This window comes from Cupriavidus sp. F041 (genome assembly GCF_057814235.1).
Map to the genome: position 1 here is coordinate 1220876 of NZ_JBVASY010000001.1, position 25103 is coordinate 1245978.

17 protein-coding genes are annotated in these 25103 nt (G+C 66.2%); 12 read left to right on the forward strand and 5 right to left on the reverse strand.

Annotated elements, in window-relative coordinates; translation table 11 throughout:
* The first annotated feature begins 58 nt into the window (after positions 1–58).
* Together msrA and ACZY0R_RS05630 are read left to right on the forward strand one after the other, a co-directional pair.
* Positions 59–802: a peptide-methionine (S)-S-oxide reductase MsrA gene (msrA, locus tag ACZY0R_RS05625; protein WP_488857510.1), complete on the forward strand. Its 744-nt coding sequence runs from the start codon at positions 59–61 to the stop codon at positions 800–802.
* A gap of 681 nt (positions 803–1483) precedes the next feature.
* Positions 1484–1984, forward strand: a complete 501-nt coding sequence (locus ACZY0R_RS05630; RefSeq protein WP_488857511.1) for a GAF domain-containing protein — start codon at positions 1484–1486, stop codon at positions 1982–1984.
* Between the two features lie 38 nt (positions 1985–2022).
* On the opposite strand, the gene ACZY0R_RS05635 is transcribed toward ACZY0R_RS05630, so the two are convergent.
* Positions 2023–2841: a class I SAM-dependent methyltransferase gene (locus ACZY0R_RS05635; RefSeq protein WP_488857512.1), complete on the reverse strand. Its 819-nt coding sequence runs from the start codon at positions 2839–2841 to the stop codon at positions 2023–2025.
* Between the two features lie 375 nt (positions 2842–3216).
* Here ACZY0R_RS05635 and ACZY0R_RS05640 point away from each other — a divergent pair, with 375 nt between their 5' ends.
* Both ACZY0R_RS05640 and ACZY0R_RS05645 read left to right on the forward strand, forming a co-directional pair.
* Entirely contained in the window at positions 3217–3600 is a 384-nt protein-coding gene (locus tag ACZY0R_RS05640; RefSeq protein WP_488857513.1) for a DUF2946 family protein, read from the forward strand.
* 90 nt (positions 3601–3690) lie between these two features.
* Entirely contained in the window at positions 3691–6126 is a 2436-nt protein-coding gene (locus ACZY0R_RS05645) for a TonB-dependent receptor (protein WP_488857514.1), read from the forward strand.
* A gap of 43 nt (positions 6127–6169) precedes the next feature.
* On the opposite strand, the gene ACZY0R_RS05650 is transcribed toward ACZY0R_RS05645, so the two are convergent.
* Positions 6170–7129 carry a Bug family tripartite tricarboxylate transporter substrate binding protein gene (locus tag ACZY0R_RS05650; protein ID WP_488857515.1) on the reverse strand — a complete coding sequence of 320 codons (960 nt, stop codon included), beginning with the start codon at positions 7127–7129 and terminating at the stop codon, positions 6170–6172.
* Positions 7130–7188: 59 nt separating this feature from the next.
* Positions 7189–8142 (reverse strand): 2-hydroxyacid dehydrogenase, encoded by a 954-nt coding sequence (locus tag ACZY0R_RS05655; protein WP_488857516.1) that lies wholly within the window; start codon positions 8140–8142, stop codon positions 7189–7191.
* A 427-nt stretch (positions 8143–8569) separates the two neighbouring features.
* On the opposite strand from ACZY0R_RS05655, the gene ACZY0R_RS05660 reads away from it, so the two are divergent.
* On the forward strand, positions 8570–9763 hold the full coding sequence (locus ACZY0R_RS05660; protein ID WP_488857517.1) for a M48 family metalloprotease: 1194 nt from the start codon (positions 8570–8572) through the stop codon (positions 9761–9763).
* Entirely contained in the window at positions 9760–15288 is a 5529-nt protein-coding gene (locus tag ACZY0R_RS05665; RefSeq protein ID WP_488857518.1) for an AAA domain-containing protein, read from the forward strand. Before ACZY0R_RS05660 ends, ACZY0R_RS05665 begins: the two co-directional genes overlap by 4 nt.
* A gap of 34 nt (positions 15289–15322) precedes the next feature.
* Here ACZY0R_RS05665 and ACZY0R_RS05670 read toward each other — a convergent pair whose 3' ends face one another.
* The gene (locus ACZY0R_RS05670) at positions 15323–15496 is read right to left on the reverse strand and encodes a hypothetical protein (protein ID WP_488857519.1); all 174 of its coding nucleotides are present in this window, start codon (positions 15494–15496) and stop codon (positions 15323–15325) included.
* A 361-nt stretch (positions 15497–15857) separates the two neighbouring features.
* On the opposite strand from ACZY0R_RS05670, the gene ACZY0R_RS05675 reads away from it, so the two are divergent.
* Positions 15858–18623, forward strand: coding sequence for a UPF0182 family membrane protein (locus tag ACZY0R_RS05675; RefSeq protein ID WP_488857520.1), 2766 nt, complete (start codon positions 15858–15860; stop codon positions 18621–18623).
* Between the two features lie 258 nt (positions 18624–18881).
* Here ACZY0R_RS05675 and ACZY0R_RS05680 read toward each other — a convergent pair whose 3' ends face one another.
* Positions 18882–20414 (reverse strand): CYTH and CHAD domain-containing protein, encoded by a 1533-nt coding sequence (locus ACZY0R_RS05680; RefSeq protein ID WP_488857521.1) that lies wholly within the window; start codon positions 20412–20414, stop codon positions 18882–18884.
* 307 nt (positions 20415–20721) lie between these two features.
* Here ACZY0R_RS05680 and ACZY0R_RS05685 point away from each other — a divergent pair, with 307 nt between their 5' ends.
* The 5 genes from ACZY0R_RS05685 to ACZY0R_RS05705 all read left to right on the forward strand — a co-directional run bounded on the left by ACZY0R_RS05685 (position 20722) and on the right by ACZY0R_RS05705 (position 25012).
* Complete coding sequence (locus ACZY0R_RS05685) at positions 20722–20976, forward strand: hypothetical protein (protein ID WP_488857522.1); 255 nt, start codon at positions 20722–20724, stop codon at positions 20974–20976.
* An 89-nt stretch (positions 20977–21065) separates the two neighbouring features.
* Positions 21066–21296: a hypothetical protein gene (locus ACZY0R_RS05690; RefSeq protein ID WP_045236903.1), complete on the forward strand. Its 231-nt coding sequence runs from the start codon at positions 21066–21068 to the stop codon at positions 21294–21296.
* Positions 21297–21735: 439 nt separating this feature from the next.
* Positions 21736–22173 carry a MarR family winged helix-turn-helix transcriptional regulator gene (locus ACZY0R_RS05695; protein WP_488857523.1) on the forward strand — a complete coding sequence of 146 codons (438 nt, stop codon included), beginning with the start codon at positions 21736–21738 and terminating at the stop codon, positions 22171–22173.
* Positions 22174–22210: 37 nt separating this feature from the next.
* The gene (locus ACZY0R_RS05700) at positions 22211–23683 is read left to right on the forward strand and encodes an efflux transporter outer membrane subunit (RefSeq protein WP_488857524.1); all 1473 of its coding nucleotides are present in this window, start codon (positions 22211–22213) and stop codon (positions 23681–23683) included.
* Between the two features lie 45 nt (positions 23684–23728).
* Complete coding sequence (locus ACZY0R_RS05705) at positions 23729–25012, forward strand: EmrA/EmrK family multidrug efflux transporter periplasmic adaptor subunit (protein ID WP_488857525.1); 1284 nt, start codon at positions 23729–23731, stop codon at positions 25010–25012.
* Positions 25013–25103: the final 91 nt, after the last annotated feature.

Sequence of the window (25103 nt, forward strand, 5' to 3'; positions counted from 1 at the left end):
ACCGGCAACAGACAGCATCAACAGCATCACCAACGGCAATATTCAAGGACAGGCAATCATGACCACGAACTCTTCAGCCGGCGCCTCCTCCTGGTGGACGCGCTCGTCCACCACCAGGCTCGCGGGCCTCGTCATGCTGGCCGCTGGCATGCTGGCCTGGCAGCGCGCGGCGAACTCCGCCGAGGACGCCGTCAGGATCCCCCCACCCGCGCTGGACGAGAAGGCACCTTCTGCCCAGACCGAAACCGCCGTGTTCGCGGGCGGCTGCTTCTGGGGCGTGCAGGGCGTGTTCCAGCACGTGCGCGGCGTGAAGCAGGTGACGTCGGGCTATGCCGGCGGCGCGGCCGGCACGGCGCAGTACGAGACCGTCAGCGGCGGCGACACCGGCCATGCGGAATCCGTGCAAGTCACGTTCGACCCGGCGCAGGTCACCTATGGCAAGCTGCTGCAGGTCTTCTTCTCCGTCGCGCACAATCCCACGCAGCTCAACTACCAGGGTCCGGACCACGGCACGCAGTACCGCTCCGCGGTGTTCCCGCTTAGCGCCGAACAGCGCAGCATAGCGCAGGCGTACATCGCGCAACTGGGCAAGGCCAATGCCTTCAAGGCGCCGATCGTCACCCGCATCGAGGACTACAAGGCCTTCTACCCGGCGGAAAGCTATCACCAGAATTTCCTGACCAACCATCCCGCGCATCCCTATATCGTCATCAACGACCTGCCCAAGATCGGCTACCTGAAGCAGATGTTCCCCGACCTGTATCGCAACGATCCGGTGCTGCTGAAGGTGGCGGGCTCGTGATGGCGGCGGCGATCCGCCTGCGCAGGCGGATCGCCGTTCGATCAGGGCCGGCCCTTGAGAATGGAGGTGCCGGCGTACTGCGCCCGCGCGCCCAGCCTTCGCTCGATGCGGATCAACTCCCAAGCGCCGGAAAAGCCCCACGGGACGCACCAAAGCATAGCGAGCGCGCCCTGTCCCCCGGCCCCTCCCGCAAGCGGGAGCGTGGAGCAAACCAGTGGATGCCCGAAGGCAGTTCGCGTCGAACGTAGGACCGAAACGAAGGCCACGAAGGACCGAAGGATGTCAAAGAAAAGCGATATCGCCAGATCACGATTCGATGTAGCCGTGTGTAGCGCCCGAGGGGCGGGCCACACCAGCCCGCGATGCGAAGCGAGCCGTCAAGGTGTACCAGGCCGTATGGGGCGCCTCGTCGGCAGGCAAAAAGAGCGGAAAAGAGGGGGCCATGTCTGAGCATCGCCCTAAGGCGATGTGAGTTTGGCCCCCGGCCGCTCTTTTTGCCTGCCGACGAGGGGGGGTCGCCCCATCCGGCGCGCCTTTTTTGCCTACTTTTTTGGCAAGACAAAAAAGTAGGTCGCCGCCCCGAAGGGGTGGTGAAACTGCCTTTGACTTTAAGCCTTTGACGTTAATCTGTTGCAGTCGCAGTTGAAGTAAGCATCAGCAATCAGCCCATCGGACCCAACCATGTTCCAACAACCCACCACCCCCACCCCCAACTCCAAACCCGAGCAATACCAGAACCTCATCACCCAAGCACGCTCACTACTGGCAGACGAATCCAACCCCATCGCCAACGCCGCCAACTTCTCCGCCCTGGTATTCCACTCCTTGCAAGATCTCAACTGGGCAGGCTTCTACTTCTACGACGGCACCGATCTGGTCGTCGGTCCATTCCAGGGCAAACCCGCCTGCGTACGCATCGCACTCGGCAAAGGCGTCTGCGGCACCGCAGCCCAGACCCGCAGCACGCAAGTCGTCCGCGACGTCCACGCATTCCCCGGCCATATCGCCTGCGACGCCGCCTCCGAGTCCGAGATCGTGGTCCCGCTGATCGCCGCCAACGGCACGCTCATCGGCGTGTGGGACGTGGACAGCCCCATCGCTGGCCGTTTCGACGACGAAGACGCAGCGGGCATGGAAGCGCTGTGCAAGGTTTTCATCGAACTGGGTTGGCCGCAGGCATAACCGAACTGGATTACCTGATCACCTCGCGCGGCGGTTCTTCAAGCCTCAATCGTGACGATGTGCGCCTGGATCTTTCCGTCGACGGGGCCGGGCCCGAACTTCTCTGCCATTGCCGCCGAGCACACGTCCGTGGCTCGCGATAGTTCATTCGGGCCAAGTGCTTCGATTTCTTGCCTCAGCGGCGTTCCCTGGCAATAAGCGATCGCAGGCAGGCGGGCAGCGGCCGCACGGCTGCGCAATGCGATGGTTTCGAACATGGGTTCCGCGCGGAAGCCGCCAAGCCGCAGGTGCTGCCCGATTGCCTGCCGCTCGTGGTACCCGTGTGGCGTCCGGGCCAGGAAGGCGGGAGGGGCCGCGGGAAAGAGTCCAGCCAAGGCGCTTGTGACGACATACGCGAACTCGTTCTCTTCGATCCGATCCCAAACGTTGAAGAGAAATGTGCCTCCTGGCGCCAGTACGCGGCGCGCCTCGGCGAAAGCCCTTGATTTGTCGGGGAAGAACATGACGCCAAACTGGCATACGACCACATCGAACTGGCCATCGTCGAACGGCAATTGCATCGCATCTGCCTGACGCCACACCATGGTCCGGCGTACGCCTGCAGCCTGGGCGCGATCGAGCATGGGCTGGCTCAAGTCTGTCGCCACGATGGCGGTGCTATCGGGCAATGCCATGGCCAGCGCGCGTGTCACCACGCCCGTGCCAGCCGCTACCTCGAGCACGCTCCCTGGACACCTCGACGCGACGCGGCCGGCTAGGTCGAGCGCGTACGGCTCGAAGATCAACGGTACAAGGTATGTATCGTAAAGCCCGGGAATCGAGCCGGCGAAGACCTTGTCAGTGCCATGCGTGTCCATCGACCCAACCTCCACCTGGTGCACTTTTTGGGCGAGCGCGCCATCGAGCCGGGCATGCGAGCACGGGACAGGGCCGCAAGCCTCTCCGGCTACAGCGTGAATCGCTGCCGGAGCTGTATCGTGCCCAGCATCGCACGGCGCTCTCTCACAAAACGTGGCGAACCGTACACAACACAGGGAAATGCGCCGCAAGGGAACATAAGCTGACAGTATGCAAGGACACCGGCTGATTCCGATGCCTGGTGCTGCACATGCCTGTCCAGCGGCAGCGGGTGCGGCCCTGCGCCGCACCCCGATCCAGCGGAATCAGGCCTACAGCGCCCTTGCAGGCGGCGGCTCGCCACTATAATCGGCCACCCATTGTCTCCACACAATATGTCCCTCACCCGTCGACTCATTCTGTGGCTCGCGCTGCTCGGCATGGTGCTGCATGCACCGTGGCCGCAGATGGCCCACGGGCGGGTGGGCGGGCAGATGGCGGAAATGACGATCTGCAGCGCAAGCGGTATGCGCGTTGTCCCGATCGACGAGCAAACGCACCTCCGTGAGGACGCACCCGGCAGCCATCACAGCCTCGACGACGCCCTCTGCTGCCTGGTCTGCGCGGATCTTGGCAACACCAATGCGGTACCGCACGCGCCGTTTGCCTTTCTCCCCCACCTCACCCAGCTTGGTCTTGCGCGGCCGGCATTGCAGCGCAATGCCTACCAGCCTCCGGGCCTCCTGCGCGCAACGGCCCGGGCGCCACCCCTGGCATGATCGCCTTCGCCTGATCGCCCGCCCGCTCCGCGGGCGCGCGTCCATGCCACGAGCGGGCAAACGGTCCGCTCCAGACTTGCCCGGTACACCATGAATCCAGACCCTCGCGCCGGCATCGCCGGTGGCGCCTTGCCGTCACCGGCATTTGCATTAGCTTTCGTCAGCTGCGGCTGTACCTTGCTGTCGGCTGCCATCCTGGGGGCCGGCAGCGCCCACGCCCAGGACAGCGGCACAACGCCAGCCGTCGCGGCAGGCCAGGGGGCGGCGCCGGGGGAACGGACCCTGCCTGCGGTACAGGTCACCGAAACCCGCTCCTTCGCCGAAAAGAATCAACTGCCGCAAACGACCGAGGGCATCACGGCACAGCAGGCGGCCGAGACCATCAACGTCATGGGCACCGAAGACATGCTCAAGTACCTGCCGGACGTGCTGGTGCGCAAGCGGTTCATCGGCGACACCCAGTCGCCGATGGCCACGCGCACCACCGGCATCAATGCCAGTGCGCGCAGCCTGATCTACGCCGACGGCGTCCTGCTATCCACGCTGATCAATAACAACAACGGCAACGGGTCGCCCCAGTGGTTCATGGTGGCGCCGCAGCAAGTCGATCGCATCGACGTGATGTATGGCCCCTTCTCCGCGGCCTACCCCGGCAACTCGTATGGCGCCGTGACGGAAATCACCACACGCATGCCGAAGGCCTTCGAAGGCAGCCTGGAATTCACGGGCGCCGTGCAGCATTTCGGCAAATACGGCACCAGCGAGAACGAGCCGGCCCAGCAATACAGCGCCACACTGGGCGACCGCGTGGGCAAGCTGTCGTGGTGGTTCAATGCCAACCACCTCAACAGCTTCAGCCAGCCGCTCAGCATTGGTACTGTCGGCCAGTCGACGACCCCGGCCGGCGCCGGGCTGCCGGTCATCACCGGCGCCATCGCGGACCGCAACCGCACAGGCGGCGCGATCCAGGTGATCGGCGCGGGCAACTTCGTCCACACATTGCAGGACAACGCCGCCGTCAGGCTGGCCTATGACTTCACGCCGACGCTGAGCGCTGCCTACACGCTGGGCTACTGGCAGAACAGCTCGAAGGCAAACGCCCAGACCTACCTGAGCACCACCGCGGGCACGCCCTTCTATGGCGCCCAGAGCGGCAGCGTCAATATCGGCGGGTTCTCATACAACGCCAACACCATCGCCGGCCAGTTCTCGAGCAACAACATCGAGCAGCAGCACCTGATGCAGAGCCTGAAGGTGGAAACCCATACGAAGGGACTGTTCGACTGGGAGATGACCCTGAGCAATCTCTACTATCTGCGGGACCTGAGCCGCCTGTCCACCGGACTCTACCCGGGCGCGCAGAGCGGCGGCCCCGGCCGCGCCACCGACATGAGCGGGACCGGATGGACCACGGTCGATCTCAAGGGAACCTGGCGGCCGCAGGGCGCCGCGGGGGCGAACATCGTCAGCTTTGGCGCGCACTACGATCAGTTCAAGCTCTCCAGCCCTACGTACACGACGACGAACTGGACGTCGGGCAGCAGCGGCCCGCTGTTCAGCAACTCGCTCGGCAAGACACAGACCAGCGCGCTGTGGCTGCAGGACGTCTGGCGCGTGGCACCGGGCTGGCAGGCCACGCTGGGCGGCCGCTACGAATGGTGGCGCGCATATGACGGCTTCAATTTCTCGACGGGCAGCAATGGCGTGGGGGTGCCGATCAACCAGCCCGGCGTGGACAAGTCGGCCTTCTCTCCCAAGGCGTCGGTCACCTGGGACGCGACCGAGACGTGGTCGGTCACCGGCTCGTTCGGCAAGGCGTATCGGTTCCCCACCGTCGGCGAACTGTATCAATCCATCCAGACCGGCACGACTTTTGTCCAGGCGAATCCCTTCCTGCAGCCGGAGCGCGTCATGTCCGGCGAACTGGCCGTCGAGCACCATGCCAACGACGGCAAGATGCGTCTCTCGGTATTCAACGAGTACGTGTCGAACGCCCTGATCTCGCAAACGTCGACGATCCCCGGCTTTGCCACGCCGGTCTCCTTTACGCAGAACGTGGGCAAGACACGTCAGGTCGGCGTGGAGCTGGCAGGCCAGCAGGACAACGTGCTGATCCACGGCCTGTCGTTCTCGGGCAATGTGACCTACGTCGATTCACGCATACGGTCCAACGACAGTTACGTCCCCACCATTCCGGGCGCGACATCGGTCGGCAAGCGGGTCCCCTACGTGCCGACGTGGCGCAGCACGCTGGCGGTAACGTACCAGCCGGACAACAAATGGGCCTACACGCTGGCGGCGCGCTACAGCAGCCGCGTCTATGCGACGGTCGACAACACCGACATCAACCCCGCCACCTATCAAGGCTTCGAGAGCTTCTTCGTCATGGACGCGCGGGTGCGCTACCTGTTCGACAAGCACTGGAGCGGCGCGCTGGGCGTGGACAACCTCAACAACCGCAAGTATTTCCTGTTCCACCCGTTCCCGCAGCGCACGTTCTACCTGACGGTGAAGTACGCGCTGTAGGCGGTGGCGGCCCTGGCAGTACCCCACCACATACCGCTGGCTCCTATTCAGGCTGGATGCCCGCCGTCTTGATGATCTTGCCCCAGCGGTCCAGCTCGGCAAGCTGGAATCTGGCGAGTTCCTCGGGCGAAGACACCTTCACCTCCATGCCGTTCTCCGTCACGAAGCGGCGGATCGACTCGGTTGCCATGGCTTTGCGCATCAGGTCGTTGAGCCGGTTGATGACCGGCGCCGGCGTGCCCGCTGGCGCGTAGAGCGCGTTCCAGTAGCCGGACTCGTAGCCCGCCACGCCCTGCTCCGCGATGGTCGGCACGTTGGGCAGCAGCTGCGAGCGCTGCGGGCTGCTGACGCCGAGCGCGCGCAACTTGCCGGCCTTGACCTGCGGCAGGCTGGTGGTCAGGTCGACGATCATCACGTCGGTCTGTCCGGCGACAAGGTCAATCACGGCGGGCGGATTGGCCTTGTAGGGGACATATGTGAGTTTGGTCCCGGTCATGTGCTGGAACTGCTCGGTGGCAACCCGCGCCGACGATGAGCCGGAGCCGAACGTCAGCTTGCCCGGCTCCGTCTTCGCCAGTGCGATGAATTCGGATACGCTCCTGGCCTTCACGTTGGGGTTCACGACCATCAGCATGTAGCCCTGGACCACCTGGCCGATCGGTGCGAAGTCCTTGATGGGGTTGTAGGGCAGGTTCTTCACCAGATGCGGATTGGCGGCCTGCGTCGTGTTGGTGGTCATGAACAGCGTGTAGCCGTCAGGGGCCGAGCGCGCGACGAACTGCGCCGCGATGCCGCCGAATGCGCCGGGGCGGCTGTCGACGATGACCGGCTGGCCGGTTTCCCTGGTGATCTGGGCGCCCATGGCGCGGGCCAGGCCATCCGTGGTGCTGCCGGGACTGGAGCCGATCACGATGGTGATCGGCTTGGCCGGATAGGATTGCGCGCTGGCCATGCCGCACGCGAGCACGCCCATGGCGATGGCCGCCAGAAATTTGATTCGCATCTTGTCTCCTGTGATCCTGGTTATTGTCTTTTGGGGCGGGGGAAGGCGGCTGCCGGCGCTCAGGTGGTGAGGCTGAACTCCGGCCGTTGCCCAGCCAGCGCCTGGGCAATGCTTGCCAGGACCATCTCCCCCATGGCCGCCCGCGTCTGGTGCGTGGCGCTGGCGCGGTGCGCCTGCAGCGTGACGTTGTCCAGCGCGAACAGGGCTTCGGGCACGTTAGGCTCATCGACGAAAACATCCAGCCCGGCGCCCGCGATCCGGCCGGCAACCAGCGCCGCGACCAGATCGTCTTCCTTGACCAGCCGGCCGCGCGCGATGTTGATCAGGTAGCCATCCTTGCCCAACGCGTCGAGGACCTCGGCATTGACGATGCCCTCTGCCTTGTCCGCGGCGGCGGCAAGAATCAGCGCATCGCTCTGGCGGGCCAGTTGCACGAGGCCGGCCACGAAGGTGTGAGGGACATCCTCCATCGCCCTGAGGTCGGTGTAGGCGATGGGGCAGCCGAACGCCGCCATGCGGGCCGCGATGGCACGGCCCACGCGGCCCATGCCGACAATGCCCACGCGCATGCCGCTGACGCGGCGGGCCAGCGGGATAGCGCTTGGCTGCGGATGCCGGACCCAGTCGCCGGCGCGGATAAACCGGTCGCCCGGGCACATGCCCCGGCAAGTGGCGATCAGCAGGCCCACGGCGAGATCGGCGACGTCCTCGGTCAGCGCCCCGAACGTCCCGGTAACCGGCAGGCCGCGCGCACGGGCGTATTCGAGGTCGACCGCATCGGTGCCGACACCGTTGACCGCCACCACCTCGAGCGCGGGCAGCTGCTCCATCATCGCCCTGGCGATGCCGGTATGGCCGCCGGTGACGACCGCGCGGATCGAGGCGCCGTGCTCGCGCAGATAGGCATCCTTGTCGGCTTGCTCGAACAACCGGTGCACCGTGTAGAGCGAATCCAGCTTGTCGTTGATCGCAGGGACCAGGATCGGGTTGAGCTGGAGGATGTTGGCTTTCATATCGGGGGTCCTGTCAGGAGGGAACCGCGTTTGAGGTCCGGGCTTTCGGATCGGTCCTTGTTTCGGATTCTTTGGCGTAGGCTAGTTATCAGTCATCCTACGACATGGAGAGCATTCAGACAAGAAAGTGCGACGAGTTTCAGGGTTAACACCGGGGAATTCGGGATCATGACCAATATCTAGCTGAGGATTCTCCATCTCTTGTTGTAGGACAACGGAACATGTAAATGGGGAATCACGCGATCCCCAGGCCTTGGTCTGCCGGCGGGCATCTACTCCTTCAGTGCGGCGGATGATGCATCCCGAACCGGTCGCCGCGCTGGCAAAGCCAACCCACAAGAAGCGATGAAGCGGTGGTCCTGGCGAATCTCGCCGGCCATCCCGCCCCCTGTAGAATCAGCCTCCATGCAACCCTGGGATTTCCCGCATGGACTCTCACGCCCCGGATCGCAGCGCGCTGACGCCGCTGGCCTATCACGCAACGGTGGTCGACTACCTGCGCAGCCACGAGCCCGACGTCTGGCGCTGGGCCAGCGCGCGCACGACCCGCGCCGAGCACCTGGAGGCGCTGCGCCTGATGCTGTTGCGCGATACCTATCGCATCGATGCCGAGGCGCATGCCGATGTGCATGCGGCGCTGGCCCAGGCCATGGCGCGGCTGGGCGTCGATGCGCGGGCTACGCTGTACCAGTCACCCGGGCAGGAGATGAACGCCTCGCTGGTCTATGTGCCCGGCGAGGTCCACATCATCGTGCAAGGGCCGCTGCTGGAGCGCCTGTCGGCGGTTGAGCTGCTTGCGGTGTTTGGCCATGAGCTGGCCCATTACCTGCTGTGGTCGCGCGACGACGGCCGGTTCCTGGTGGCCGACCGCATCCTCAACGACGCGCTGGCCGCGCCCGGCACCAGCGGCAGCCATCGCGAGACCTACCGGCGCTATGCCCTGCACACCGAGCTGTTTGCCGACCGGGGTGGCGCGGTGGCCGCCGGCGCGGTGGCGCCGGCCGTGTCGACGCTGGTCAAGGTGCAGACGGGAATAGGCAGCGTCGATGCGGCGGCCTACCTGCGCCAGGCCGCCGAGATCGAGTCGCACGAGGCGGGGGCCAGCAACGCGCACAGCCATCCGGAGACCTTTATCCGCGCCCGCGCGCTGGCGCTGTGGTGGGAGGGCGCGGCCGGCCTGGACCAGTGGATCGAGACCCGGCTGCATGGTCCCCTGGCGCTGGAGCGGCTGGATCTGCCGGGGCAACGGCGGCTGCAGGCACTGACGCGCGGCTTCCTTGCCCATTACCTGGCCGGCACGCCGCTGGCGAGCGAGGCGGTGCTGGCACAGGTGCGCATGCTGTTTCCCGACTGGCGCGACGACGAGCCCGCAGTGGGCCCGGAGGCATTCGCCGCGGAGGTGGCCGGCGATGACGTGCGCGCCTACCTCAATGCGCTGATGATGGACCTGGCCCTGGCCGACCCCGACCAGCAGGAGGCGGCGCTGCTGCGCGCCGGCCGGGTGGCGCAGGCGCTGGGCAGCCTGGACGCGCTGCACGGCAACTTGCGCCGCGATGCCGGTTTCGGCAAGCGCGAGATGGACCGCTACAACCGCCAACTGGCCAAGGAGGCCCAGGCATGAACGACAGCACGATCGCCAACAGCGCGCCGCGTACCCTGCGTGCCTTGATCGAGGCGCAGGCGGGCGCGGCATTGCCCACCGACGACGTACTGGTGCTGATGCTGCCGCTGTTCCAGCAGGTCGCCGCGTTGCACGCGCAGGGCAGGGTCGCCTCGCTCGACGCCGACAGCATCCTGGTGGGCGAGGATGGCGCGCTCGGCCTGCGCCGGCCGGACGGCGAGCTGCCGGTCATGGATATCGGCGCGGTACACCGGGTGCAGCCGCATCCGGCCTCGGGCCTGAACATCGTCGGCACACTGCAGCGCGGCCGCGCCGACGACGGCCGCCGCGAGGAAACCGACCTGACGCTGCAACTGGATCCCGCGGCGCCGATCGAGCGCCCGGTGTACCTGCCCGGCCCGGCCAGCTGGGAGTTGCTGGTCGGCCACCACGACGAGATCGGCGACATCTTCCTGCTCGGCATGGCGCTGGCCAGCCTGGCTTGCGGCGCGGACCTCGCCGACGAGGACGATCTGCGCGAGTTCGTTGCCTGCCGCCGCAACCTGTTCCTGCTGCACGAGCGGCTGCACCCCATCGTGGCCGCGGTGATCGTGGAGATGACCGAGATCAACCGGCACGACCGCGCCACCGACGTGGCCTCGCTGGCCACGCGGCTGCGCACCTGGCGCGAGCAGCCGCTGGCCCTGGAGGTGGAGCGTGCGCTGGCCGGCGCCAGCGGTGCCGCGCCGCGCCGCACGGCGGTGCTCGCGCATCTGCGCGACCGCCTGTTCGACCTGTCCCGGCGCAACCGCCTGCTGTACTTCCGTCCCACCGCGGCCAGCGTCAACCTGACCGTGGCCAGCGTGCCGCTGATGCTGCAGATCGAAAGCGTGCGGCCGGAGCACATCTGCACATGGGGCGGCCCGTTCGCCGCCGAGCTGGTGGACGGCAAGCCGGTTTCGCTGCAGCGCTGGCTGCGCTTCGACGACCAGCCCTACCTGCCGGCGGCGCTGGACCGGCTGATCGCCGAAACGCGCCGCGACCGAGCCGAGTTCGGCTTCAGCAACCTGCGCCTGGTGGTGGCGTTCCTGCGCTGGCACAACCTCAAGGAAGCACCGGACGAGCGTATCGTGACGCCGCTGCTGTGGCTGCCGGTGGAACTGGTCAAGCGCAAGGGCGTGCGCGACCAGTACGTGATCCAGTGCACCAGCGGCGAGGCCGAGTTCAACCCGGTGCTGCGCCACCACCTGAGCCAGCTGTACGACATCCGCCTGGACGAGACGGTGGACCTGGGCAAGACCGCGCTGGCCGAGATCCATGCCAGTCTCCTCGCGCAGATCCGCGGCTCCGAGCCGTCGGTGGAGCTGCGCCTGGTGGACAAGGCCGCGGTGCGGCTGGTGCGGCAAAAGGCGCTGCAGCGCATGCAGCAGTTCCAGCGCCGCAAGCCGGGCGTGGCTTCCGCGCGCGCAAGCGGCGGTGGCTGGCTGCCGCCCTACAGCTATGCGCAGGACGACTACCGCCCGCTGGGGCGGGCGCTGTTCGAGCACTGGGTCCGGCCGAGCGAGCTGCCACAGCGCTTCGAGGCGGGCGCCGCGCCCGGCGCCGGCCCGCGCCAGCCGAACATGGCCCAGCCTGCCGCCGGCACCGCCGATGCTGCCGATGCCGGCGACCGCAAAGGCTTTGTGCTGCAGGAATCCGAAGGCCACCGCTATGCCTGGGACCTGGACCTGACCCAGGTGACGCTGGCCAACTTCAACTACAAGAAAATGTCGCTGGTGCGCGACTACGCGCAACTGCTGGACGATCCCGGGCCCAACCCCGCCTTCGACCGCGTGTTCTCGATCGAGCCGCGCGACATCGAGACCCAGGCGCCGGCACCGCTGGCGCCGGGCGAGCAGTGGAGCGTGGTGGCGTCCGACGCCACGCAGAACGCCGCCGTCGGCCTGGCGCGCAGCCAGCGCAGCTTCATCATCCAGGGCCCGCCCGGCACCGGCAAGTCGCAGACCATCACCAACCTGATCGCCGACTACGCCGGACGCGGCAAGCGCGTGCTGTTCGTCTGCGAGAAGCGCGCCGCGCTGGACGTGGTGTTCCACCGGCTCAAGCAAAGCGGGCTGGATCCGCTGTGCTGCCTGATCCACGACTCGCAGACCGACAAGAAGGCCTTTATCGCCGATCTGCGCGCCTGCTATGAGCAGTGGATCGCCCAGCCGCACGACGGCGACGCGGTGGCGGCGCGCCGGGCGCAGGTGGCCGGGGCCCTGGCGGGGCAACAGCAGCGTATCGACCGATTCGAGTCGGCGATGGCGGCCGCGCCCGAGGCGCTGGGCGATAGCGTGCGCGCGCTGCTGCGCCGCGTGGCCGGACTGCCCGCGGCGCCCGAGACCGGCCCGGCCATGCGGGAGCGCCTGCCGGCGCTGGCCAGCTGGGATCGCCAGCGCGAACTCACCCAGCGCGTGCACCGCGCCATGCGCGAGCGCTTTGGCATGGACGCGCTTGCCGCGCACCCGTTCGCCCGGCTGTCGCGGGAGCTGCTGGCCGACGAGCGCGCTTTCGGCCGCGCCGAGCAGTTGTGCAGCGATACCGAGGCGCTGTTCGACGCGCTGGACCCGCTGCTGGACAGCACCGCCAGCCTGATCGGCCACGACACCGCGCTGGAACAGGCCCGTGCGATCGCCGCCGATTGCCAATGGCTGCTCGAGACCGGCCTGGCCGCGCACCTGGACCTGCTCGATCCGGCCTCGCCGGCACAAGGCGCGCTGCGCCAGGTGCGGGCCGAACTTGAAACGCGCGCCCAGGCGCTCACCGCCGCCCAGGCGGCGACGTCGAACTGGCACGACAAGCTCAGCGCCGGCGACACCGAGTCGGCGCTGGCGCTGGTCCGGCGCCTGGAGCCGTCGCTGGCGCGCTGGCTGCAGCCGGCCTGGTGGCGCCTGCGCGGCGAACTGAAGCGCCGCTATGACTTCGGCAAGCACGCCGTGCATCCGGGCTTCGGCAAAGTGCTGCAGGCGCTGGCCGCCGAGCACGCGGCCAGCGCCGCGCTGGCCGCGAGCGATGCCGACAGCCGCCAGCGCTATGGCGTCAGCGCGATGCAGGACTTCCTGCGCGCGCTGGCCGAACTGGAGCGGCGCCTGCAGGCAGCCAGCGGTCCGCGTGAACTGGTTGCCCACCTGCGCCAGGCTGTCGATCCGGCCGCCACGGCGCGCGCGCAAGCCGGCGCGCGCGAGGCGCTGGACAAGCTGGCGCTGCGCGTGCGCGACGGACTGACACTGGCCCCGGACGCGCGCCTGGGCGACATTGCCGAGTTGCTGCGCGACCTGCGCGAAGCACTGGATGACCTGCCCGACCTGCTGCCACTGCTGCGCGCCGTCCATGCCGCCGATCCCGCCTGCGCCGCCACGCTGCAGTTGCTGGACCATGAACCGGCGCAACTGGAGGCGCTGGTCGCCGACGAGGCATTGCGCCGCCTGGAGCGCGAGAGCCCGGCGCTGGCGCACTTCAGCGGGGCGGCGCTGGCGCAGGCCGCGCGCGCGGTAGCGCAGGGCCAGCGCGAGCTGCTCGCCCTCAACGCCCAGGTGATACGCGCAACGTTGCACCGGCAGTTTGCCGAGCACGTGCGCCAGTCCTCGCTGTCGGCCACGCAACTGGATGCCGACGGCAAGGCGTTCAAGAAACGCTATGCCACCGGCCGCCGCGAACTGGAACACGAGTTCGGCAAGAGCATGCGCCACCGTTCGATCCGCGACCTCAGCGACGACGAGACCGGGCTGGTCATCAACGACCTGAAGCCGATCTGGCTGATGAGCCCGCTGTCGGTGTCCGACACGCTGCCGCTGTCGCCGGACCTGTTCGACGTGGTGATCTTCGACGAGGCCAGCCAGATTCCCACCGAGGAAGCCGTGCCTGCGCTGAGCCGGGCGCGCCAGGTGGTGGTGGTCGGCGACGAGATGCAGCTGCCGCCGACCAGCTTCTTCTCGGCCAGCGGCGCCGAGGGCGACGACGAGATCGTGGTGGAGGAGGAAGGCGAGCGCGTCGCCATCAACCTGGACTCGGACAGCCTGCTGAACCAGGCCGCGCGCAACCTGCCCGCCACGCTGCTGGCGTGGCACTACCGCAGCCGCCACGAATCGCTGATCAGCTTCTCCAACGCCGCCTTCTACGACGGCCGCCTGGTGACCATTCCCGACCGTCTGCTGGAGCAGGCCGAGGACGAGGCAGCGCCGCTGCGCTCGGACCAGGAAGACGCCGGCATCGCCGGGGCCGACGCGCTGCTGGGGCGGCCGGTCAGCTTCCACCGGCTGGGCGATGGCGTCTACCTCGACCGGCGCAACGCGCCGGAAGCGCGCTATATCGCCCAGACCGTGCGCGAGATGCTGCGCCGCGAGACCGGGCTGAGCCTGGGCATCGTCGCCTTCTCCGAGGCGCAGCAAACCGCCATCGAGTCCGCGCTGGAGGCGCTGGCCAGCGAGGACGCGGACTTTGCCATGCGCCTGGAGCGCGAGTACGTGCGCGAGGACGACGACCAGTTCAACGGCCTGTTCGTCAAGAACCTGGAGAACGTCCAGGGCGACGAGCGCGACGTGATCATCCTGAGCATCTGCTACGCGCCTGGCCCCGACGGCAAGATGCTGATGAACTTCGGCCCGATCAACCAGCGCGGCGGCGAGAAGCGCCTCAACGTGATTTTCAGCCGCGCGCGCCACCGCATGGCGGTGGTGTCGACGATCCAGGCGGAAGCCATCACCAATGTGCACAACGATGGCGCTGCCGCGCTGCGCGCCTTCCTGCAGTTCGCGCAAGCCAGCGCGCGCGGCCAGTTCGAACGCGCGCAGGCGGTGCTCGGCGCCCTGAACCTGGGCGCGCGCGATGCCTTCACGCGCCAGGCCGGGTCCGACAGCATCCGTGACGCGATGGCCGAGGCGCTGCGCTCGCGCGGCCACCAGGTGCACGTCAATGTCGGCCACTCCCAGTTCCGCTGCGACCTGGCCATCGCCGATCCGTCCGCGCAGGGCTATGCGCTGGCGATCCTGCTCGATGCGCCGGCCGAGGCCGTGGCGGACACCGCCGAGCGCTACGTGTTCCGTCCCGGCATCCTGCGCAGCTTCGGCTGGCGGGTGCTCGACATTCCCGGCAAGGACTGGCTGCACGATGCCGGCGCGGTACTGGCCCGCATCGAAGCCATGCTGGCCGATGGCGAGGACCGCGCGCTGCATGCGGAAGTCGAGCCGCAGGCACCGGTGCTGGCACCACCAGCGCAACCGGTGGCGCCGGCGTCGGCTTCGGATTCGGCCAACGACGCCAGCACCGGCACTTCCGCAACCGGCGCCAGGCAAGCGGAACTGGTGCGGGCGCTACGCTTCGAGCAGGGCAGTTCGCGCAAGTTCTGGCGCGCCAGCCTGAGCGGCACCGAGCTGAGCGTCAGCTACGGCCGCATCGGCAGCAGCGGGCAGGTCAACCTCAAGCAGTTCGACACTGCCGAGCGGGCCCGTCGCGAGATGGACAAGCTGGTGGCGGAGAAGCTGCGCAAAGGCTACGTAGAGGAGTAGGAGGGATCGCTGCGGGGGGCTCCCGCCCCCTCATTCACAAGGCGTACAACAGGCCAAGCACGAGCAGGCATCCGGCAAGCTTCAGGTAATAGCTGCCGCCGTGACAGGGTTCGCTTGTGCGCGGTGCTTTGGTGAAGTGCGGCGTCATATTGCTTACCAGGTTGGTCAGGGGAAGTACAGCCAATGCGCGCTCATGGCTCGTGAGCATGCCGGTTCCGCGGCACCACCGAATTGCCTGTCCTTGCAAGGTTAAGAACTGGCCCATGCAAATGGCGTAAAGAGGTATTGCCCTGCCATAAAACTTCCGTAAATCCCGACTCCGCCGCTGTGCAGTTTCATGTACTTGGGCGCAGACGGTATCCCGACGCGCCCTGGCAAGCGTGCTGCCCGGTGATTCCCCACCTACAATTGATTATCCGGGGTGATTCGGCGCGGACTTTTGCTTTGCTGCGAGCCGGCTATCGCGGTCACCCTGGCAACCCGTCCGGCCAGGTATCGGGCAGACCGGCAGCGCACCGTGGTCCGCTCGCAGCAGGCCATGGATGGCGTTCCGGCAAGGAGCACGATCGATGCGATCGCCAGGAGGACCCGGCACGCGGCTGAGACGCATTGCAGCCAGGATCGTGGCGGTCATCGCCGGGCTGGTCGTCGTCAGCCGCGTCACCGGCATGCTGGTTGACTGGCTGTGGTTTTCCTCCGTCGGCTACGTGGACGTTTTCTGGACGATCCTTGCCACCCAGGTGCTTCTTTTCGTCGCCGTCTTCGTGGCTTCGGCGGGCGCGATATGGGCGTCGGGATGGCTGGCGCACCGCTACGCGAGCCCTGGCGCCTGGAAGCTGGAGACGGCATCTCCGCCCGGGATGCCGGAGGTCCTGAGCGAACTGGTCGGCGACGTCGCGCCACACGTCCACTGGCGCACCGCCATCGCCGGGGCCGCCGTCCTCGTGGGCCTGTCCCTCGCCATCAGCGAAGCCTCGGACTGGGACATCGCGCTGCGCTATGTCAATCAGGTGCCCTTTGGCAAAGGCGATCCGATCTTTGGCAAGGACATCGGCTTCTACCTCTTCTCGCTGCCCGCCTATATCGCGCTCAGGAACTGGCTGCTATTGCTGCTCGGCTGCAGCGCGGGCGTCGCCGCCGTCGTGTACGGACTGCGCGGCGACATCGCATTCTTGCAGTCGCCGCGCGGGCTTTCGCCAGCGGCCGCCACCCACGGCTCTGTGCTGCTGGGACTGTTCTTCCTGCTGCAGGCCTGGTCTTACTGGCTCGACCGCTTCCTGCTGCTCTACGGCGACAACGGCGTCGTGGTGGGCGCCGGCTATACCGATGTCCATGTCGGGCTGCCGGTCCTGTGGCCGCTGATCGGCCTGGCCACCGCTGCCGCGATCGCCTCATGGGCCAATATGCGCTGGCGGAGCTATCGGATTCCTGCGGCGTCGGCGCTGATCGTGTTCGGCGGCGCATTCGTATTCGCCGTGGCCTACCCGGCGCTGTTCCAGCGCTTCTATGTCAAGCCGAACGAGCTGCAGCTGGAAACGCCCTATATCCAGCACAATATTGCGCTGACGCGGGAGGCCTATGGCCTGGCGCAGATTGCGGCAAAGCCGTTTCCGGCCCAACAGAACCTGAATCTCGCCACGCTCCAGGCCAATCGCCCGACCATCGACAACATCCGCCTGTGGGACCTGCAGCCGTTGCGGGATACCTATGCGCAGTTGCAGGAGATCAGGACCTATTACAAATTCCTGGCGACGGACATCGACCGCTACCGGTTTGACGCCGGCTATCAGCAGGTCATGCTTTCGGCTCGGGAACTGGAGCCGTCGTTGCTTCCGGCAAATGCCCAGACCTGGGTCAACCTGCATCTGCTGTTCACCCACGGCAACGGCGTCGTGATGTCGCCGGTCACGGAGAAATCCGCGGAGGGCTTGCCCTCCCTTTACCTGAAGGATATTCCGCCCGTCTCCAACGGCGGCCCCGCCATCCGTGAGCCACGCCTGTACTTCGGCGAAGGCGGCAAGGGCTACGTTATCGTCAACGGCAACGCGCCAGAGTTCGACTACCCCAAGGGCGACGAGAACGTCTATACGAACTACAGCGGGCGCGACGGCATCGGCATCGGCAGCCTGGCGCTGCAGGCCCTCTTCGCCTGGCAGTTCGACGATCCCAACATCCTGGTGACCGGCTACATCACACCCGCAAGCCGGATCCTGCTCCATCGCAACATCCAGGACCGGGTACGCACGATCGCCCCGTTCCTCAGCCTCGACCATGACCCCTACATCGTCGCGAGCGGCGGGCGGCTTTACTGGATTCAGGATGCCTATACCACCAGCCGCTGGTTCCCGTACTCCCAGCCGGCCAGCGAAGACGGCGACAATTACATACGCAATGCGGTCAAGGTGGTGATCGATGCGTACAACGGGACTGTCGACTTCTATGTCAGCGATCCCGCCGATCCCATCGTGCGGACGTACCAGCGCATTTTCCCGGGCCTGTTCAAGGCACTGGGCACGATGCCGCAGGACCTGCAGCAACATATCCGCTATCCCGAGGACCTGTTCCTGATCCAGGCGCAGATCTACCGCGCCTACCACATGGAAACGCCGGAAGTCTTCTACAACCGGGAGGATCTCTGGCAGTTCCCCCGCAAGCTGGCCGACATTGACGCCGGGACCGGGACCGGGACTGCCCCCGGCGCGCCGATGACGCCCTACTACATGATTGTGCGGCTCCCGGCGGAGCCGCGCGCCGAGTTCGTTCTCATGCTGCCGATGGTGCCAAGCCGGCGCGAAAACATGATTGCGTGGCTGGCGGCACGCTGCGATCCTCCCGACTACGGCAAGCTCGTCGTCTACGCGTTTCCCAAGGACAAGCTGATCTACGGGCCGTTCCAGATCGAAGCGCGCATCCAGCAGAACACCGAGATCTCTCAGCAGATTTCCCTGTGGAACCAGATGGGTTCGCGCGTCATCCGCGGCCATCTCCAGGTCGTGCCCATCGAGAACTCGATACTCTACGTCTCCCCGCTCTACCTGCGCGCCGAGTCCGGGCAATTGCCCGAGCTGAAGCGGGTGATCGCCGCCTACGGCGACCATGTGGTCATGGAGGAGACCTTGGGCGCCGCGCTGGCGGCGCTCTTCAAGGAAGCCGCCCCCGCGGCGGCGCAGCGCCAGGGCACGGCGGACAGCCGCGCCCGCGAGGCGCTCGCCCACTATGACCGCGCCATAGAGCGATTGAAGGCGGGCGACTGGACCGGTTTTGGCGCGGAACTCGATACCCTCCGGCCACTGCTCGAGGCGCTTGGCGCCGGGCGTTCCAATGAACAAAAATGACGGCCGGTCATTCCTTGGCCTCGAACGCCCCGTGGCAACGCACGGTGCCGGCGGGGGTTTCGGGGCGGATTGTCAGTGGGAAAGCCGCCGGGTAGTCTGCGCTCCGTCCTTGCGGGTGAAGCGCCAATTCCCGTCGTCGCCCGGCGTGCGGTCCCCCAGATCAAGAAACACTCAATCACGATCTGTGCGGATTTCAAGGTGGTGCGCCATGCCGCCCGCCGCTACCGGCAACCATGCCCGGGCAAAGTCGCACCTACCTTACTGTGGTCGTTCCGTGCGGCGGAACCGCTTCCAGAGCCGTCGCTGATTTTCCCGATCAGCGACGATGCGTGCCGCCAGGAATCCCCTGACATAGATTGCGCCGCATGCGACACTTTCGTTGGCCTGCTGAAGACAACCGAGGAGGTGGCCAGCCACGGCCATGTCATTGCCCCAGCCAAGGTCATCCTGCAGCCTGGCGAGCACGCCGCGATAATTGTCCAGCGACTTCCTCCGGAACAGCGACGCGAAAAATTCGGCTGCATAGCGCAGCTTCTTTGCGGCAATACGAGCGCGATGCCGCCGTGGCGCGTCCAGTTTGTGCAGCCCTCGCCCGCGACGGACAAGCTTGCGATGGCGCGCGCGCAGCACATCGCGAGCCAGCTCGCTTGCCGGCATCGTCAGCAGCATTTGCTTTGACGGTTCCGCATCACCCTGCCAGGACGCAACCGCCATCCAGTGTCCCAGCGCGAGAACCAGCCGCGCATAGCGCGCGGAATGAACCGCTTCGGCGGCATCAAGCCGTCGAGCTCTCGCAATCTCGGCGGCGGCCTCGCTGACACTCCGCAGGCCAGGGAGGTCCTCCTCCTCCGCCGAAACCTGAGGCAGCGTCGAATGGGCAAACACCTCCCAGTCCCTGGACTTGCCCAACTCGCCTGCAATCCATTTGAGTTCGTCCTGCAGTTCGGCGGGCAGCGTGACCACGCCGGAAAACATATCGAGCGCAGAGCGAAAACGGCGTAGCCCGACGCGCATCTGATGTACGCCCTCCGGTGACTGCGCGCTCGCGACTACAGCTTCGTTGGCGTGAACTTGCGCAAGGCAGTTCTGCGCGATCTCGCGGAAAGCATCGCCCACGGAGCCCTGCCGCTCCAGCACTAGCGGCTTCGCACGCACGGCTTTCGGCTTATCGCAGACAAGCAGCCCGTAGCCGCGATCGCCTTTGCTCGCCAGGCTAAGGCGCATCGGCACCGTGTCGGCCAGATTCAGCGCCAATACATAGAGGTGGTCCGCCTTACCACGCTTGAGTTCCAGCTCCAGTTCGGAAAATGACTGGCTTGATTCGCCGGCAACCACGGTACAGGTATCGATCGCGAGCTCGACTTCATCTCCCTCGGGAAGCCCTAGCAGCCACACGGTGCGACAAACGTCCGTACAGAACGCCGGTGCCAGCTGCTCCTGTAGCTGGTGCGTCTTCAGGACCGGTGAGAGTGGCGATGTCTCCGGCACGATCGCCAGCAATGCAGCAATATCGGGCGCGTTACCGGCAACCGGCGTTTCGTACTCTTCTCGCTCGAACAGGCCCGCATGGCGTGCGCCCGCTGACTTCAAGGTCTGCACATGATGACCGGCCGCCAGACGAACCCGGAGCGATGCGGCCTGCCGCCAGAGCAGCAGATCCGGCGTGTCGAAATAGTCGCTAAGCAACGCTTCCTCGTGCGGCGGTTCCACTTGCAATGTCGGGAGTAGGGGAAGGTCGCGCAGGACGTGAGACTGTTCTTGCGCAAGCTCGAACTTCAGTTCCCTCTCCATGGCATATCTCCCCGCCTGAACCACGAACGTGCGTTTGAAGGGCGCTACGGGATTCTCCGGCGGGCGGGGCGCCGCCCATGCCGCGCAAGCGGTCTCCGGGAAATTCCCTGAGGAACGCCAGCCTGCGAATTGATATCCTCAGGTTAGACCCTCGTTACTGCCAGGAGGGTCGCACATTGCGTCGGGGAGAAATCCACTCGCCCGCGTATGCACACCCAGGCAGCCCGGCGGGTGGGTCCGCAAGCTGAGCCGAAGTTCGCCACTGCGCGCTGGCGGACTCCGTGCACACCATAAAAGCGAGAAGTGCATGGAAAGTAACAAGCGCGCCGGTTATTACGAATTTAAAGCCTACACCGAGCCACTTACGAATGGAAAGCACCAGGGATTCGTTCTTGTCCGCCATCACACACTTGCCGGGACACTGCAGACGGTGTTTCGCGCGGGACGGCCTTCCATGGAAGAAACCGAGGCCTTTTCCATAGCCGAGGCGCGGGTCGCCGATCTCATTGAACTGATCGGCAGCGGTCGGCTGCCCCCGTCTTCGCGGGCGCTTCCCGGCTAGCTGCCTTGGGACGAACGCCGTGGAAGTGGTTGCTACGCCAGTTGAAATTCGAGCCCCCATTTACAACAGCACTGAGAGCCCCGGAACCTATGTCCAAGACCATCAAGAAGCAGTACCTGAAGGCGCTCAACCGACGCCTGAAGAAGGAATCGGCAGGCCGGTTCGATACGGTGTTTGTCTTCTATCCGGTCGGCTCAAAGCCGAAAAAGGCGACCGGCGTGACAGCAAGCGCGCCCGCGGATGAGCGCGTCCTTGCAGTCATGGACGCCGTCCAGGCTCGGGTATTCGCCAGGTTCGAGGATTCGGCAAAGCGCGGATAGGCAGATATTCCGGCGGCGGCAGGCCGCGTCGACTCCCTGACGCAAATGCAACCCGAGTCGAGGACTAGTTCCTTTTTCTTGCCCCGGCGCCTCTTCGCCTGCGCGATGAGGTTCCAGGCCTCATGCTGCTGAAAGCTCCCTGCCACGACCCGGATTCCGGTCAACGCGACGCTCCCGCCGATATGTCCGGGAGCGCTCTTCGGCGTTGATACGTCATGCGCTGCCGGCGCTTGAAGCACTCGCGCCGGCGAATGAATTGCGGTCGCGCCGCCAGGTCTGGTGCTGGCTGTGCCAACCCATGCTACCTAAAGTAGTCACCATACAAATCAGCGGCTTGGACGAGATCAACCGTCGCGCAGCGCTTCAGGCCAAAATTCTATCTTGCATATATCTGACTTATCAACTACTGTTCCGTCAACAACATCGATGAGGTCTCGCCGTGGATCATTACTCGAAGGAGAACTATCAGCTCATGCAGAGCGTCGGGTTCTTTCTTAACCGCGCCCGCGACGGCCTCCTGTGCGAAATGGATGCGGCTCTGAGAGACCTGGAAATCACTGCCCAGCATATGGGGATTCTGCTCCTCCTGACGCGTGGCGTGGCCCACACGCCGTTCGAGATGAGCAAGCTGCTCTGCATCGACAGCGGCCTGATGACCCGCATGCTGGACAAACTGGAAAGCAAGGGCCTGCTGGCGCGCAGCCGTAGCGTCGACGATCGCAGGATGGTCAACCTCGCGCTGACGGAGAAAGGCATGGCCGTCGCAGAGCGCATTCCGGAAGTGGCGCCAAAGGTGCTCAATGCCCGATTGAAGATGTTCAGCCCGGAGGAATTCACCGAATTTCGCCGGCTCCTTGCCAAATTTGCGAATATTTGATCGCTTTTTTTTGCTCATTTAACTGACAGGTCAAATAATGTACAATCAGATTACCTCCTCGACACGTCGCTTCGCAGGCCCCGCGCTCTCGGTGCTGATGGCGGCGGTCCTGGCCGGCTGCGCCAACTATGCCGGCATCCACAGCGACAAGCACATCGCCGAAGCCACTTCCTACGCCACCACGCAGAGCATCCCCGCCGAGCAAGGCCGCTGGCCTTCGGCGGACTGGACCGACCAGTTCGGCGACGCCCAGCTCAAGGCACTGATCGGCGAAGCGCTGCAAGGCAGCCCGTCGCTGGAAAAGGCCCGGGCTCGCGTGGCTTCCGCCACGGCGCTCAGCGAGGGTGCCAACGCCAATACGCTGCCGCAGGTGGGCGCCGGCTATTCCTGGACGCGTCAACGTTTCTCGGAAAGCACGCTCGTGCCGCCCCCGTTTGCCGGGTCCTGGCAATCGGAAAACAAGGCGGTCATCAACGCCTCTTATGAACTCGATCTGTGGGGCAAGAACCGCGAAGCCCTGAAGTCCGCTGTATCCGCGGTGCACGCCAGCGAGGCCGAGGCGGAACAGGTGAAGCTGACGCTAAGCAGCGCGATTGCCCGGGCCTACAATGAGCTGGCCCGCCTCTACGCGTTGCACGACATTGCGCAGGACGAAGTGAAGCAGCGCCGTGGCGTGCTGCGCGTGACCAGCGGGCGCGTGACCATGGGACTGGAGACCGAGGTCGAGAAGCGCACCGCCGAAGCCAATCTGGCCGCCAGCGAAGTCGCGCTCTCCTCGCTCGACGGCAATATCCAGCGCACGCGCTACCAACTGGGCGCGCTGCTCGGCCAGGGTCCGGACCGTGGCCTGGCGATCAGCCGCCCTGCCCTGGCCACCGGCGAGGAAGTCCGCCTGCCCGACAACCTGCCGGCCGATCTGGTCTCGCGCCGCCCCGACATCGTCGCCGCCCGCTGGCGCGTCGATGCCACCCTGCACGACATCAAGGTGGCCAAGGCGGAGTTCTATCCGGACATCAACCTGTCCGCCGCGATCGGCCTCGACGCCTTTGGCTGGGGCCGCTTCCTGCGCGCCGCCAGCCGCACGGCCTCGGCCGGTCCCGCGATCCACCTGCCGATCTTCGATGGCGGCGCGCTGCGCGCGCAGCTCAAGGGCCGCTACGCCGAATTCGACTTTGCCGTCGCGAACTACAACGAAACCCTGGTGAACGCCCTGACCGATGTTGCGACCCAGCTCTCCGATATTCGCGCCACCGACGCGCAGATCGACAGCGCGATCCGCAGCGACACCGCCGCGCAGCGCGCGCTGACCCTGGCCCTGGCGCAGTACAAGGCAGGCCTGACCAACCAGCTCACCGTGCTGAACGCGCAGACCAATGCGCTCTCCAGCAGCCAGGCGGTAGCCAACCTGCGCATGAATCGCCGCGACCGGCAGATTGCCCTCGCCGCGGCGCTGGGTGGCGGCTATACGGATGCCTCTGACTCGACCAAACAGGCGGCACAGTCCCGCTAACTCCGCTCTCAACGAACACGAAAACGAAAACGAACAGGTGACACCATGAACGAAACGACCAAGACCGACCAGGCTACCGCCGAAGCCCAACCCGCCAAGTCCCCCAGGCAAAACACCCGCAAGCGCCTGCTTGCCTTGCTCGGCCTGGCCAGCGCGCTCGCCGTGGCCGGCTACGGCGCCTACTACTACAGCGTGGCGCGCTTTCACGAGGAGACCGATGACGCCTATGTCAACGGCAACCTGGTCCAGCTCACGCCGCAAGTCATCGGCACGGTGATCGCGGTCAATGCCGACGACACGCAGATCGTGAAGGCCGGCGAGCCGGTGGTGTCCCTCGACGCCGCCGATGCCAGGGTTGCGCTCGCCAGCGCCGAAGCCGCGCTGGGCCAGACCGTACGCCAGGTCAGCGCCCTCTATGTCAACAACAACGTGCTCGACGCCACGGTGCGGCAACGCCAGGCGGACCTCGCCCGCGCCAGGGACGACCTGCGCCGCCGTACCGAGGTGGGCGAAGCCGGCGCCGTAGCCGCCGAAGACGTGGCGCACGCCCGCGATGCGGTCAAGGCCGCCGAAGCCGCGCTCGAAAGCGCTCGCCAGCAACTGGCCTCTAACCATGCGTTGACGGACCAGGCGTCCGTTGCCGACCACCCCAGCGTGCTCGCCTCCGCGGCCAAGGTGCGTGACGCGTATCTGGCCAATGCCCGCAACACGCTTCCCGCCCCGGTCACGGGATACGTAGCGCGGCGTTCGGTGCAGGTAGGCCAACGCGTTGCCCCCGGCACGCCGCTAATGGCGATCGTGCCGCTCGACGGCGTTTGGGTGGACGCCAATTTCAAGGAAGTCCAGCTCAAGCACATCCGCATGGGCCAGCCGGTCGAACTGCATGCCGACCTGTACGGCGGCGGCGTGACCTACCACGGCAAGGTGGTGGGCTTCTCGGCCGGCACCGGCAGCGCCTTCTCCGCGCTGCCCGCGCAGAACGCCACCGGCAACTGGATCAAGGTCGTGCAGCGCCTGCCCGTGCGTATCCAGCTCGATCCGGCGGAACTGCGCGCGCACCCGCTGCAGATCGGCCTGTCGATGCAGGTCGACGTAGCAACGCACACGGCCACCGGTTCGCAGCTCGCCGCCGGCGGCGAAACGCCGTATCGCACGACCTATCGCACCGATGTGTTCCAGCGCTATGGCGAAGAGGCCGACCGCGAGATCACGCGGATCATTGCGCAGAACAGCAACGGCAAGTCCGGCGCGGACGTGGCGAAACTGCCGGCGCAGCGTACGGAGCAAGGCGCGAAGCCTCAGCCGCTCATGCAAGCGGCCGGGGCCTGAGCACTGCATTGCACCAGCCCTCTCTCGCCCATTTATCTGACATATCAGATTACTAGCCGGGCCGCCGCCGCAGATCGTGCGGCGGCTTCCC